Source organism: Candidatus Roseilinea sp. NK_OTU-006, assembly GCF_012931985.1.
Taxonomy (GTDB): Bacteria; Chloroflexota; Anaerolineae; order J036; family Brachytrichaceae; genus JAAFGM01.
This window is the reverse complement of the sequence record NZ_JAAFGM010000002.1, coordinates 189,590-202,884: the sequence shown is the minus strand read 5'-3', so window position 1 is coordinate 202,884 and position 13,295 is coordinate 189,590. Positions and strand designations below refer to the sequence as shown.

At 64.2% G+C, this 13,295-nt stretch carries 9 protein-coding genes; 6 read left to right on the top strand and 3 right to left on the bottom strand.

The genetic code is table 11. From position 1 onward, the window contains the following. Positions 1-47 precede the first annotated feature (47 nt). From GXH28_RS02350 to pyk, 3 genes are all read right to left on the bottom strand, one after another. A complete protein-coding gene (locus GXH28_RS02350) occupies positions 48-1,157 on the bottom strand; it encodes an Mrp/NBP35 family ATP-binding protein (protein WP_169237398.1) in 1,110 nt (369 codons plus the stop codon). A gap of 166 nt (positions 1,158-1,323) precedes the next feature. Beyond that, on the bottom strand, positions 1,324-2,547 hold the full coding sequence (locus GXH28_RS02345; protein WP_169237397.1) for an MFS transporter: 1,224 nt from the start codon (positions 2,545-2,547) through the stop codon (positions 1,324-1,326). 13 nt (positions 2,548-2,560) lie between these two features. Continuing rightward, entirely contained in the window at positions 2,561-3,997 is a 1,437-nt protein-coding gene (gene pyk / locus GXH28_RS02340; protein ID WP_169237396.1) for a pyruvate kinase, read from the bottom strand. Between the two features lie 253 nt (positions 3,998-4,250). Here pyk and GXH28_RS02335 point away from each other — a divergent pair, with 253 nt between their 5' ends. The 6 genes from GXH28_RS02335 to GXH28_RS02305 all read left to right on the top strand — a co-directional run bounded on the left by GXH28_RS02335 (position 4,251) and on the right by GXH28_RS02305 (position 13,287). Then, complete coding sequence (locus GXH28_RS02335; RefSeq protein WP_169237395.1) at positions 4,251-6,461, top strand: RNA-binding domain-containing protein; 2,211 nt, start codon at positions 4,251-4,253, stop codon at positions 6,459-6,461. A 320-nt stretch (positions 6,462-6,781) separates the two neighbouring features. Next, a complete protein-coding gene (locus GXH28_RS02325; RefSeq protein WP_169237394.1) occupies positions 6,782-7,978 on the top strand; it encodes an amino acid ABC transporter permease in 1,197 nt (398 codons plus the stop codon). A 2-nt stretch (positions 7,979-7,980) separates the two neighbouring features. After that, positions 7,981-9,189, top strand: coding sequence for an amino acid ABC transporter permease (locus tag GXH28_RS02320; protein ID WP_169237393.1), 1,209 nt, complete (start codon positions 7,981-7,983; stop codon positions 9,187-9,189). A gap of 64 nt (positions 9,190-9,253) precedes the next feature. Next, positions 9,254-10,018, top strand: a complete 765-nt coding sequence (locus tag GXH28_RS02315; protein WP_445082635.1) for an amino acid ABC transporter ATP-binding protein — start codon at positions 9,254-9,256, stop codon at positions 10,016-10,018. Positions 10,019-10,175: 157 nt separating this feature from the next. Continuing rightward, positions 10,176-12,062, top strand: a complete 1,887-nt coding sequence (dnaK, locus tag GXH28_RS02310; protein WP_169237392.1) for a molecular chaperone DnaK — start codon at positions 10,176-10,178, stop codon at positions 12,060-12,062. Positions 12,063-12,117: 55 nt separating this feature from the next. Continuing rightward, positions 12,118-13,287, top strand: a complete 1,170-nt coding sequence (locus GXH28_RS02305) for a deoxyguanosinetriphosphate triphosphohydrolase (protein WP_169237391.1) — start codon at positions 12,118-12,120, stop codon at positions 13,285-13,287. Positions 13,288-13,295: the final 8 nt, after the last annotated feature.

The window sequence follows — 13,295 nt, the reverse complement described above, 5'->3', positions numbered from 1 at the left end:
CAGCGAGGCGCGCAGCAGCGAATCGGCCATGGGCCGGTCGCGCGGTCTCACCCGATGATCGAGATCGGGATGACGTTGTTTTGCTGAAAATTCAACACGCTGACGCGCGCCGCGACCTGCTTGGCGATCTCGCTCAGTCGCTTGGCCGCCTCGCTCTCGGGATACGCCGCGACGATCGGTCGGCCGCTATCGCCGCCGACGCGGATGGCCGGGTCGAGCGGCACGCTGCCCAGGAAGGGCGTTTGCTTCATCGCAGCCAGGCGCTCGCCGCCGCCCTCGCCGAACATCGCAACTTTTCTGCCGGTGGTCGGGTCGGTATACGGCCCCATGTTCTCGACCACGCCAATGATCGGGATCTTGAGCTGCTCGAACGCTGCCAAGCCCTTGAGCGCGTCGCCCAGGGAGACCGCTTGGGGCGTGGTGACGATGAGGCCCATCACGCCCTGCGCCGTCTGCGCCAGCGAGAGCTGCGCATCGCCGGTGCCGGGCGGCATATCCACGATCAGGTAGTCCAGGTCGCCCCAGTCCACGTCCTGAAGGAACTGGCGAATCGCACTGTGTAGCATCGGCCCGCGCCACACCAGGGGCGACTCGGCGGGATAGATGAACCCGATGCTGAAGATCTTGATCCCGAATTTCTCCGCAGGGATGAGCTTGCCATTGTGCTGGGCCACGCTGGGCAGGGCGCGCCCGTCCGGCAGCAGCTCAGCGGTCGGCAGGCCAACCATCAGCGGCACGTTGGGGCCGTACACGTCGTTGTCGAGCAAGCCCACCTTGGCGCCGGTCTGGCCAAGCGCGACCGCCAGGTTCACCGCAACGGTGGTTTTGCCCACGCCCCCTTTGCCGCTGGCGACGGCGATGATGTTCTTTATCGGCAGGTTGAGCGCGCTGCGCATCCGCGCATTGGCGGCGACGTTGCTCGTCCAGCCGATCTCGATTTTGCCGATGCCGGGGATTTTGCTCAGCTCGGCCCGCGCCGCCTTGTCCATCACGTCTTTCAACGGGCAAGCCGGCGTGGTCAGCTCAATTTTGAATGCGACATCGTTCCCGCGGATCTGTAGATCCTTGATCATGTTCAGCGAGACCAGGTCTCGATGCAACTCGGGTTCGATCACGCGCGACAGCGCGGACATCACTTCCTTTTCGGTGACAGCCATTTCATCTCCACGGGCGGCGCAAACACGGTGCGCGGCACCGCAACATGCGCCATAGTCACAAACCGACAGGCGGATTGTAACAGGGGCGGGTGAGGCGTCGCTGAGCCAGGCAGGGGGCGGAAGTCGCACGCGAGCTGGTAAATTCGGCGCATGGCGATGCAACGCGCTACGCGGCTCGCCCCGGCGACGCTGTGGCATCCTCGCGCCTCAAGGCGCGGCGCGTGAGTTGCCATAGGCCGATGACCAGCGCCAGCAATCCGGCCAGCATCACCCATGCGCTCACTGCGCCAAGCGCCGACGCGTCCATCACGAAGCCCACTAACGTCGGTAAGAAGAGCGCGCCGATCGCGCCGGTGCTGGTGAGCACGCTGGCGATCATCCGCGCAGCGAACGGGAAGCGCTGGATGCCGATGGCGATGAGCGTAGGATAAACTGGGCCAAAGCCGGCGCCGACCCCAAATGCCCCTACCCACGCTGCGGCGCTCATCTGCCCGGCCATCAGCATCACCATCAACCCGAGGATGGCCAACGCAAAGAGCAACCCGATCAATGCTGCGGACGGAATACGGCGCGCGATGGTAGGGGTGAAATAACGGCTGAGCGCCAGCGCCGCCCAGAAGATGCTCACCACAACCGCAGCTTGCGCCGTGCTTGCGCCCGTCATGCGGCGGGTGAACTCGGTCGCCCAGCCACTGAAGGCCACTTCGCAGCCGACATACAACCCCATGACGAAGCATAATCCCCACGCTGCCGGCGAGGTCAACAAGCGGCGCGCGGCGCTGCCGTCCGACGATGCGATGTGCGCGGGCGACGAACGGCGCAGCCCATCCTGCGCCTGCAGCGCGCCCAGTGTGAGCGGCAGCGCCATCGCAGCCGCAATCCAGAACGCCAACGTCGCCTCGTTGATGAGCGCGTAGCTCGCTGCAACAAACAGCGGCCCAATGAGTGCGCCGACGCCGAAGAAAGCATTAAGCCGATTGAGCACGGCCGAGGCGCGTCCTCCCTCTGCCTGCAAGCCAAACATGGCGTTGTAAGCTACCTGCGTGCCGGATTGGCCCAAGCCGAGCAGATAGGCTGCCCCGAAGAAGATATTCAGATGCGTGCCGAGCGCCAGCAGCACCATACCGACGATGACCACCAGCGGGCTGACGATGAGCGTGGCGCGCGCGCCCATGCGCGCGCCTATCGTATTGATGAGCGGCGCGGACGTGAGATAGCCCAGCGACATCGAGCCGAAGATCAAACCGATGCGGTCGAGGCTGGTGTTCGCCTTGGCCGCCAGTGTGGGCAGCGCTGGCCCAAGCAACGCTGCGCTCACGCCGAGGCTGACGAAGGCATAGCATCCAAGAACGAAGAGCGGGGGAGGAGTGCGCCTGGCGGATCGCGCCATTGTGGTGGGGGGCTCACGCGCGGACTTCCATCAATCGGATGACGTTCGTGTGGCCAGAGCCGCTGCCCAGCGGCAAGCCGGCCGTGACGACGATCGTATCGCCGGGCCTGGCACAACCCAACCGTTGCGCTGCGTCGCATGCCGCCTCGAACAACGTATCGGCGTCCGCCTTGCGCGTCTCCGCGATCACCGCCGCTACGCCCCACATGAACGACGCGTAACGTTGAGTGCGCTCATGCGGCGTCAGACACACGATCGGCACTGCTGGGCGATGACGCGCGATCATGCGCGCCGTGAAACCAGACGCCGACGCGCACGCGATGGCCTTCGCGCCGACCGTCTCGGCGATGTGCACTGCCGCGGTCGTGATGGCGTCGGTCTTATGGTCGGTGCGATCGTCGTCAGCCAGCGTCTCGTGCAGCTCCGACAGAAGCGCGCGAGGCCGATAGCTGACGCTGGCCTCGGCGCGCGCGGCGATGCGCGCCATGGCCTCCACCGCTTGTACGGGAAAGGCGCCCACCGCCGTCTCGCCGCTGAGCATCAGCGCGTCGGTGCCATCGAGCACCGCGTTGGCGACGTCGCTGGCCTCAGCGCGCGTGGGCTGCGGCGAAGTGATCATGCTTTGGAGCATCTGCGTAGCGGTGATGACGGGCTTGCCGACGCGCAGACAGGTCAGGATGATGCGCTTCTGGTAGAACGGCACTTCCTCCGGCGCTGCTTCCACGCCCAAGTCGCCGCGAGCCACCATGACGGCATCGCTGGCGCGCACAATGTTGGGCAAGTCGTCCAGCGCTTCGGGCTTTTCGATCTTGGCGACGACGAGTTGGTCCCCACCGCAATCCTGGATGAGCCGGCGCAGCTCATACACATCTTCCGCGCTGCGCACGAACGACATGGCCAGCGCATCCATTCGTTGCGCGATGGCGAACTGCACATCGTCGCGGTCTTTGGGTGTGAGCGCCGACATGGCGATCTTCAGGCCGGGCACGCTCACGCCCTTGTTCGACATCACCACGCCGCCGTTCAGCACACGGCACGCGATCGTGGTCGCGTCAATGCGACGCACGACGGTCAGCGCGATCGCCCCATCGTCAATGAGCATGCGCTGGCCCACCTGGATGGCGGCCAACAAGTCGGGGTGAGGCAGGGGGATGGCTTCACCCTCCGGTTGAACGCTGAAGATGACCTGCTGATCGCGCTGTAAGGCCACGCCCGGGTCGGTCAACTGCCCAATGCGAAACTTCGGCCCTTGTAAGTCGCCCATCAGGGTGACGCTGGCGCGTTCCTCGGCAGCTATCCGACGCACCAGGCCGATGCGCCGCTCATGGTCGGCCCGGCTGCCGTGTGAGAAATTCAACCGCGCGATGTCCATGCCAGCGCGGATCATGCCGCGCAGGACCGTTTCGTCCTCACTGGCCGGCCCGAGGGTGCAAACGATTTTGGTGCGCATGCGTCTCCCCCTATGCTACATGAGCTGGGCGACTCATCAGCGTGTGGCTCTGTTCGATCAACGGCCGGCATACGCGCGATCTGTATAATGCTCTGGAGAAAGCTGCTTGCGTTCACTCAGCGTTTGCTCATCTCGTTGAGGTCGAATGCGGCGGAAGATTTCAGGCTCGCCGGCCTATTTTGATTTTGGGTGATATCCCCTGCGGAACGCCGCCGGCGCCTGTATTTCGAGCCGAACATCGCGACCGCTGTATATGTCTAGAAAGAAGAAAGAAGCCACCACGGTAACGTCGGACGAATCGCAAAACAACAAGACGGCCCGGACGACAGACGAGGAATCGGAGAAGCCGAAGACCCCATCTGCGCGCCGCGCGTCGTCGCGCCGCAACAACCGCGCGAGCAAAGCCGCAGCAAGCGCATCCGAGGCAAACGCTCCACCACCGGCATCACCAGCCGACGGTTCGTGGAAGCGCGTTGATCTGCATATTCACACGCCGGCTTCGCACGACTACGAAGAGCCGAGCGCCACATACCTCGACATCCTGAAGCAGGCCGAGCGGCGCGGCCTCAGCATCATCGCCTTCACCGATCACAACACGGTGAACGGATACCGCAACATGATGAATGAGATCGAGCATCTCGAATATCTGGAGAAGCTCGACCGCATCCGTCCAGATGAGCTGGCGCGCCTGAACGAATACCGCCGCCTGCTCAAGAAGATCCTCGTGCTGCCGGGGTTTGAATTCACGGCCACGTTTGGGTTTCACATCCTGGGCATCTTCTCGCCAGATAAGCCGCTGCGCGACATCGAGCACATCCTGATAGACCTGCGCGTGCCGGGCCAGGCGTTGGATAAGGGCTTGAGCGAGGCCGGCGCCACCAGCGATGTGCTACAGGCCTACGCGGCGATTGACGAGGCCGGCGGCATTGCAATCGCTGCACATGCCAACTCGTCGAACGGCATCGCCATGCGCGGGCGGGATCTCGGCGGCCAGACGCGCATCGCTTTCACGCAAGACCCGCATTTGCACGCCATTGAATTTACTGACCTCGACCGAGGACGTTACTCGAGCGCGCACCTGTTCACCGGCATCAAGCCGGAGTATCCACGTCGCATGTTGGCCATCCAGGGCAGCGACGCGCACCGGCTGGCCGCCTCCGCGGAGAACGCCAAGCGACTGGGCGTGGGCGAACGCGCCACGGAGATCCAACTCGACGAAGTCAGCTTCGAGGCGCTGCGCAACGTGTTCCTCAGCCAAGACTTCAGCCGCGTGCGGCCGGTATTCGACGTGCTGGACCTGCCCGACGACGAACTGGTGAAGGCGCGGGAGCGCGGCCCGAGCGCCACGGTTGCCTTTTATGCGTCTTTGCCTAAACGCGGCGATCGGTTCGCCGCCGTGCTGCGCGACATTTGCGCGATGGCCAACGGCGAAGGCGGCAACATCATCATCGGCTGCGATGCCAAGCCCAGCAAGAAGGCACCCGGCATATCCGATGCGCGCGACGCCCTGCAGAAGCTGGCGCTCGAGATGGAGAAGCGCATCACGCCGAAGCTCCCGGCTCCGGTTCAGGTTCGCACGCTGGACGGCGCTAACGTGCTGCATATTCAAGTGCCGCGCGGCGAGGATGCGCCCTACGTGCTGGACGGCGCGCATTTCTTCGTGCGCGCGGACGCGGAGAGCCGCCCGGCGACGCGCGATGAGATCGTGGCCATCGCCCGGCGCGGCTATGAGAAGCTGAGGCCCCAAGAACCACGCCCGCTCGCTCCGCAACCGCAACCCGATCGTCGCCAACAGCAGCCATCGCAGCCCCCGCCCGAGCGACGCCAACCCGAGCCGCGCAAATCCCAACCGCCACTCCAACAGCAGCACAAACAGCGCCCGCCCCAGCAGAGCCGGCCAACGGCCAAGCCACAGCAGCCGCCGGCCCAGCGTGAGCGTCGAGACAAATCGCAACACGCTGAGCCCACCAGCGTGACGATTGCCGCGCAGCCGCTGCTGGCGGAGAGTAACGGCGCGTTGGCGCTCCCCGGCATGCCCAAGACTGGCGTCCAGGTGCTCTCCATGGAGGAGCGCAACGGCGTGATCTATTTCACCGTGCGCGACCTGCGCAACAATTCGATTATCCGCAACGTGACGATGAAAAGCGCGCGCGACCTGTGGCACTATGCCATCACGCAATTCGCCGATCATCCCAGCGGGCCGGAGGAGGTCGAATGGCAGGGCGACCGCGCCGTGCTCACGCGCGAGATGCGCGCCGGCAAGATGCGCTCCGATCTCGCCATACGCGACGCCAACGGCAAAGTCGTGGTGTTCTACGGCGTCACCGACGATGGCCTGGACGAGCGGTGGCGCGAATTGATCGCGGCGTTCAGCGCACGAGGCGGCGCATCCAGAAACGCGCTGCCAAGCGGCGCGGGCGACAAACCGCCGACGCCGGTCGAAGACAAAGCAGACGCAGACTGAACCATCGCCGCGGGTCGCCCTGCCGCAGCCGCTTTGCGCTGATGACGCTAGTGTTCAGGCCGACCCGGTTCTGGCCACACTAGAAGCGCGCGTGCTCCGGCTTGACGCGGCGATCCATCGCCACGCTCAGGCCGGCTGCGGGCGCGCGATGCGCTGCCACCTCACCCGCGCAAAGGAATTTCACAGGCGGACGAATCAGCATGCCTGTTCAGGCGCAAACGTGGCGCAGAGGCGATGCCGGCCTGCCGCGCGTTTCAACGGCAGGGGAGCGGTGACGTTTTGCGAATTCACCGAAACCGGCTATAACCTCGCCCTAAGGCATGGCGAACGTTCCGCTTCCACCTCCCGATTCGCCGCCGCGGATGAGCCGCGTGTTTTGGCGCGACGATCGCTTCATCCAGCTCGCCGCGCAGCTCATCGTTTTGTCCATCGTCGCCGGCCTCGCCATCATTCTGGTGCAGAACATGGCCGCCTCGCTGCAGCGCCAGGGCATCGCCCTGGGCTTCGGCTTCCTCGACAACGCCGCCGGCTTCGACATCGGCGAATCGCTCATCCGCTACACCAACAGCGATACGTTCGCCCGTGCGCTGCTCGTCGGTTTACTCAACACGCTGCTCGTCAGCGTGCTGGGCATTGTTCTGGCGACGATCCTCGGCATCATCGTCGGCATTGCCCGGCTCTCCAGCAACTGGCTGGTCAACCGGCTGGCTTGGTTGTTCATTGAGCTGATGCGCAACGTGCCGTTGCTGGTATTGCTCATCTTCATTTACACGGCCTTCTTCCTAAAATTGCCGCGCGCGCGCCAAGCCATCCGCTTGGGGCCGATCTACCTGAGCAATCGCGGCGTGGCCATGCCCTGGGGCGAGCCGACGGAGACTTGGCCGATCTACCTTTACATCATTATCGCTGCCGTAGGCTCGGCGGTCTTGGTCGCGATCGGGCTGCGCCTCTGGCAGGAGCGCAGTGGTCGGCCCAAGCCGATTGCGCTGCCGGCGCTGGGCACGTTTGCGGCCATGGCCGTGGTCGGGTGGCTCGTCCTGCCGCAGCCGCCGCTCACGATCACCACACCGCAGATCGCCGCTTTTAACTTTCGCGGCGGTCTGGTGTTGACGCCGGAGTTTATGGCGCTGCTGATCGGCCTGGTGATTTACACTGCGGCCTTCATCGGCGAAGTCGTGCGTGCCGGCATCCAATCGGTGCCGAGGGGGCAGGTAGAGGCAGCGCGCGCGTTGGGGCTGAACAGCCGGCGCACTTTGCAGTTGGTGGTGTTCCCTCAGGCGTTGCGGGTCATCATCCCCCCGCTCACCAGCCAGTACCTGAACCTGACCAAGAACTCCTCGCTGGCGGTGGCGATCGGCTATCCGGATCTGTTTGCCGTATCGGGCACCATCATCAACCAGACGGGGCGGGCCGTAGAAATGATCGCTGTCGTCATGGGCGTATATTTGTCGGTCAGCCTGCTCACTTCGTTATTGATGAACTGGTACAACCGCCGCGTGCGGTTGGTGGAGCGGTGAAGATGAGCACGACCACAACTTCGCTCCCTGCGCGCGCCGAGGCGCTGCCGCCGCCAACCGAGCGCTATACGGTGCTGGGCTGGCTGCACAAGAACCTATTCAGCACCTGGTACAACGCACTGTTGACGGTGATCTTTGGCGTCGTCGTCATCTTGCTGCTGCGCAGCGCGCTGGAGTGGGCGTTGACGCAGGCGCGCTGGGAGGTGATCACGGCCAACCTGCGACTGTTCATGGTCGGGCAATACCCCGCAGCCGCGACCTGGCGCGCTTGGGCCTGTGTGGTGTTGCTGGCCCTGCTGATCGGGCTTTCGTGGGGTATCTGGGGGCGCAACCAGCGCGCCGGCGCGATCACTTTTGGCGCGCTACCGTTTCTCCTGGCCATCCTTGCACACGGCGAAGCGCGCGTCGCGCTGCTTATCGTGGGCGTCGCCGGCGCAATCGGCTTCGCGCTCAGCCGCTGGCGCAGCGCGCAACTGCAGCGCATCACCATCCTCGGCTGGGTGATCTACTTCCCGCTTGTCATCCTGCTGATCAGCGGTCTCGGCAGCGCAGACGGGCCGTTGTCCCTGGTGACCACGAACCTATGGGGCGGCTTGCTGCTCACGCTGCTGCTCACCGTAGTAGGTATCGTCTTCTCCTTCCCGTTGGGCGTGTTGCTGGCGCTAGGCCGCCAGTCCAGCCTACCCATCGTGCGCGCGCTCTGCGTGATCTACATCGAGGTCATTCGCGGCGTACCACTGATTACCGTGTTGTTCATGGCCCAGCTCATGCTGCCGCTCTTCTTGCCCGGCGTGACCATTGACCGCGTGGTGCGGGCGATGGCCGGCATCGTCTTGTTCAGCGCGGCCTACCTGGCCGAGAATGTGCGCGGCGGCCTGCAAGCCATTCCCCGTGGGCAGTATGAAGCGGCGCGCGCGTTGGGCCTGAACACCTGGAAGATGATGCTGCTCATCATCCTGCCCCAGGCGCTCAAGGCGGTCATCCCGATCCTGGTCGGCCAGTTCATCGCCCTATTCAAGGATACCTCGCTCGTGGTCATCGTCGGCCTGCTCGACTTGATGGGCATCGCCAAGGCTGTGCTTGCCCAGCCGGACTTCCTGGGGCTGCAAGCCGAGGTGTATTTGTTCGTCGCGCTGGTCTACGGCGTGTTCTGCTATTTGATGTCCGCCTTCAGCCAGCGCCTGGAAGCGCGGTTGAACGCTGCAAGGTGACCCTGCGTTCGCATTCTGCGCAGCTTCAGATATGCGACGCTAGATTTAGAACCGATCACTCTCAATGACCATGACCGAACAACATCACCCCAACGATCTGATCATCATCTGCCGTGATGTGCACAAGTGGTATGGCCACTATCACGCGCTGCGCGGCATCAACATGCAAGTGCACAAGGGCGAGGTAGTGGTAATCTTTGGGCCATCGGGCTCCGGCAAATCCACCTTTATCCGCACCATCAATCGGCTGGAGGAACATCAGCGCGGTGAGATCATTGTGGACGGCATCCGGCTCACCCACGATGTGCGCGACATCGAGCGGATCCGCATGGAGACCGGCATGGTCTTTCAACAGTTCAACCTCTTCCCGCACTTGACGGTCATGGACAACATCACCCTGGCCCCGATCTGGGTGCGCGGGTGGTCCAAAGCTCAGGCCGAGGAGATCGGCATGCAGCTCCTCAAGCGCGTGGGCATCCCCGAACAGGCGCGCAAGTACCCCGGCCAGCTCAGCGGCGGCCAGCAGCAGCGCGTGGCCATTGCCCGCGCGCTGGCCATGCAGCCCAAGATCATGCTCTTCGACGAGCCGACCAGCGCGCTTGACCCGGAGATGATCAAAGAAGTGTTGGACGTGATGATCGAGCTGGCCGAAAGCGGCATGACCATGCTGGTGGTGACCCACGAGATGGGCTTCGCTCGCGCTGTGGCCGACACAATGTACTTCTTCGACCAGGGGCAAATCGTCGAGAGCGGCCCCCCCGAACAGATCTTCGGTGATCCAAAGGAAGCCCGCACCAAACTCTTCTTGTCGCAAATTTTGTCGCACTAAGCGGTGGCGGCAGGCCGCGAGCCGCCCCCGCTTGCTAACACAACACTAACGCAACGCCGTTATACCTCTAACGACCTGGCCGTAAGGTTGAGGCGTCTTAAGCGGAGCAACTTTCGACGGAATCGTCGTGTGCAGTAAAAATGTGGAGGAAGACAAGATGGCAAAAATCGTTGGCATTGACCTGGGCACCACGAACAGCGTGGTGGCCGTGCTGGAGGGTGGCAGCCCGACCGTTATTCCCACGGCGGAGGGCGGCAACCTGGTGCCGTCGGTCGTCGCCTTCAAGAAGGACGGCGAGCGGCTGGTCGGCCAGGCGGCCAAGCGCCAGGCGGTGGTGAATCCCGAGAATACGATTTTCTCGATCAAGCGTTTCATCGGGCGCCGCTTCGATGAAGTGGAGGGCGAGCGCAGGCGCGTGCCTTATCAGGTGGTGCAAGGGCCGAAGGGCGATGCGCAGGTGAAGATCCCGAACACCAATAAAACCTATACGCCGCAAGAGATCAGCGCGATGGTGCTGGCCAAGCTGAAGGCCGACGCTGAGGCGTATCTCGGCGAACCGGTCACCAAGGCCGTCATCACCGTGCCGGCCTATTTCAACGACTCGCAGCGCCAGGCCACCAAAGACGCCGGCCAGATCGCCGGCCTGGAAGTGTTGCGGATCATCAACGAGCCGACGGCGGCGGCTTTGGCTTACGGCCTCGACAAGAAGAAGGACGAAACGATCCTGGTCTTCGACCTGGGCGGCGGCACCTTCGACGTCTCGATCCTCGAAGTGGGCGACGGCGTGGTGGAGGTGAAGGCCACCAGCGGCGACACGCACCTGGGCGGCGACGACTGGGACGCGGTGATCATGGACTGGATGATCTCCGAGTTCAAGAAAGAGCAGGGCATTGATCTGCGCAACGACCGACAGGCGCTGCAGCGGCTGAAGGAGGCGGCGGAAAAAGCCAAGATCGAGTTGTCTTCGATGATGGAGACCGAGATCAACCTGCCCTACATCACCGCCGACCAGACCGGCCCGAAGCACCTGCTCATGAAGCTCACCCGCGCCAAGTTCGAGCAATTGAGCGAAGGGCTGGTCAAGCGCCTGCGCGGCCCGGTCGAGCAGGCCCTGAAGGATGCCAACCTGAAGGTGAGCGACATTGACGAGGTGGTGTTGGTCGGCGGCGCCACGCGCATGCCGATGGTGCAAGCCCTGGTCAAGGAGATGACCGGCGGGAAGGAACCGAACAAGAGCGTCAACCCAGACGAGGTGGTGGCCGTGGGCGCGGCCGTGCAGGCGGGCGTGCTCGCCGGCGAAGTGAAGGACGTGCTGCTGCTCGACGTGACCCCGCTCAGCCTGGGCGTGGAGACGCTCGGCGGCGTGATGACGGTGCTGATCCCCCGCAACACCACGATCCCGGTGCGCAAGAGCGAAATTTTCAGCACGGCGGAGGACAACCAGAGCGCCGTGGACATCCGCGTGTTCCAGGGCGAGCGCCCGATGGCGGCCGATAACATGCTGCTCGGCCAGTTCCGGCTGGAGGGCATCCCGCCCGCGCCGCGCGGCATGCCGCAGATCGAGGTGACGTTCGACATTGACGCGAACGGCATCCTGAACGTCAGCGCCAAGGACAAAGCGACCGGTCGCGAGCAGCGCATCAGCATCACCGCCAGCACGAACCTGAGCAAGCAGGACATCGAGCGCATGGTGGAAGAGGCGCAGCGCAACGCGGCCGCCGACAGCAGGCGCAGGGAGCTGGCCGAGGCGCGCAACGCCGGCGACCAGGCGATCTACCAGGCCGAAAAGGCGCTGCGCGACCTGGGCGAAAAGGTCAGCGGCGCTGACCGCGCCGAGGCCGAAGGCAAGATGAACGACCTGCGCGACGCGCTGAAGAGCGACGACATCAACCGCATCAGGCGGGCCACCGAGTCGTTGCAGGCGACGATGTCGCGCATCGGCCAGAGCGCCTACACGTCGCAGACCGGCGCCGGCAGCGCGACGCCTTCTGGCGACGGCAAGGGTGACGAAGGCGTGGTCGAAGGCGAGTATCGCTCGGTGTGAGCCACGGCAACCCTCGCAGGTCGCGCGACCTGCGAGGGTTTTTGTTTTTATCCCCATGCGCACGCGCGAAGAACTCGAACGGATCGAGGCGTTGACGCTCGCACCGTATGCGATGAAAAGCGCGGCATCGCGCGGGCGACAACACCCTGAGCCGGAAGCGGCATACCGCACGGCGTTTCAGCGCGATCGCGAACGCATTCTGCACACCACCGCGTTCCGCCGACTGCAGGGCAAGACGCAGGTCTTTGTGACGACCGAAGGCGATTACTACCGCACCCGCATCACGCACACGTTGGAGGTGGCGCAGATCGGCCGCACCATCGCGCGCGCGCTCGGCGCGAACGAAGACCTGGTGGAGGGCATTTGTCTGGCACACGATCTGGGCCATCCCCCCTTCGGTCATTCTGGCGAGCGCGCGTTGAATGCGCTGATGGCTTCGGAAGGTGGTTTTGACCACAACCGGCAGAGTTTCCGCATCATCACCGAGCTGGAGCGCCGCTATCCCGATTTCCCCGGCCTGAACCTCACGCATGAATTTCGCGAAGGCATCCTCAAACACAATGCGGACGCCTTGCCCATCGAGGCGCCGCCCGACTACTGGCCGGAACTGCACGGCACGCTCGAAGCGCAGATCGCCGCTGTGGTGGACGAGCTGGCTTACAACGCGCACGACCTGGACGACGCACTGCGCGCCGGACTGGTCGGCGAAGCGGACGTGAAGGCGTTGGCCTGGTGGCAACGCGCCCGCGAAGCAGCGCAGGTGGATGACGCGGCTGCCTTCACCGACGTCAAGCGCCATCGCATCATCCGCCGGTTGATTGACCTCGTCGCGACCGAGCTGCTGGTGGAAAGTTCGCGCCGCATCGAGGCGTTGCTGGCGCAGCGCGGCTCACAGGCCGGCGTGGATGATGTGCGTCGTTGGCCGACGCTGCTGGTGGCCTACTCGGACGAGGCGGAGCGGATGAACCAAGAGCTGAAGCGCTTTCTAAACGAGCGCGTGTACGCTCACCCGCATGTCTTGCGCATGGCCAGGCAAGCGGAGCACATCGTCAACGACCTCTTCCAGGCATACACGCGGGAGCCGCACATCATGCCCGAGAGCGCGCGCCAGCAGATAGAGCGTCTGTCGCTCAGCCGAGCCGTGTGCGATTACATCGCGGGCATGACCGACCGGTTTGCCCTTGCCGAGCATGCCCGATTATTGGATTCAGGCCGGCGCGTCTGAGCTGAGCC

Excerpts from the sequence above, each read along its gene's own strand:
- GXH28_RS02350 (WP_169237398.1), bottom strand. The coding sequence starts at position 1,157 with ATGGCTGTCACCGAAAAGGAAGTGATGTCCGCGCTGTCGCGCGTGATC.
- GXH28_RS02345 (WP_169237397.1), bottom strand. The coding sequence starts at position 2,547 with ATGGCGCGATCCGCCAGGCGCACTCCTCCCCCGCTCTTCGTTCTTGGA.
- pyk (WP_169237396.1), bottom strand. The coding sequence starts at position 3,997 with ATGCGCACCAAAATCGTTTGCACCCTCGGGCCGGCCAGTGAGGACGAA.
- GXH28_RS02335 (WP_169237395.1), top strand. The coding sequence starts at position 4,251 with ATGTCTAGAAAGAAGAAAGAAGCCACCACGGTAACGTCGGACGAATCG.
- GXH28_RS02325 (WP_169237394.1), top strand. The coding sequence starts at position 6,782 with ATGGCGAACGTTCCGCTTCCACCTCCCGATTCGCCGCCGCGGATGAGC.
- GXH28_RS02320 (WP_169237393.1), top strand. The coding sequence starts at position 7,981 with ATGAGCACGACCACAACTTCGCTCCCTGCGCGCGCCGAGGCGCTGCCG.
- GXH28_RS02315 (WP_445082635.1), top strand. The coding sequence starts at position 9,254 with ATGACCATGACCGAACAACATCACCCCAACGATCTGATCATCATCTGC.
- dnaK (WP_169237392.1), top strand. The coding sequence starts at position 10,176 with ATGGCAAAAATCGTTGGCATTGACCTGGGCACCACGAACAGCGTGGTG.
- GXH28_RS02305 (WP_169237391.1), top strand. The coding sequence starts at position 12,118 with ATGCGCACGCGCGAAGAACTCGAACGGATCGAGGCGTTGACGCTCGCA.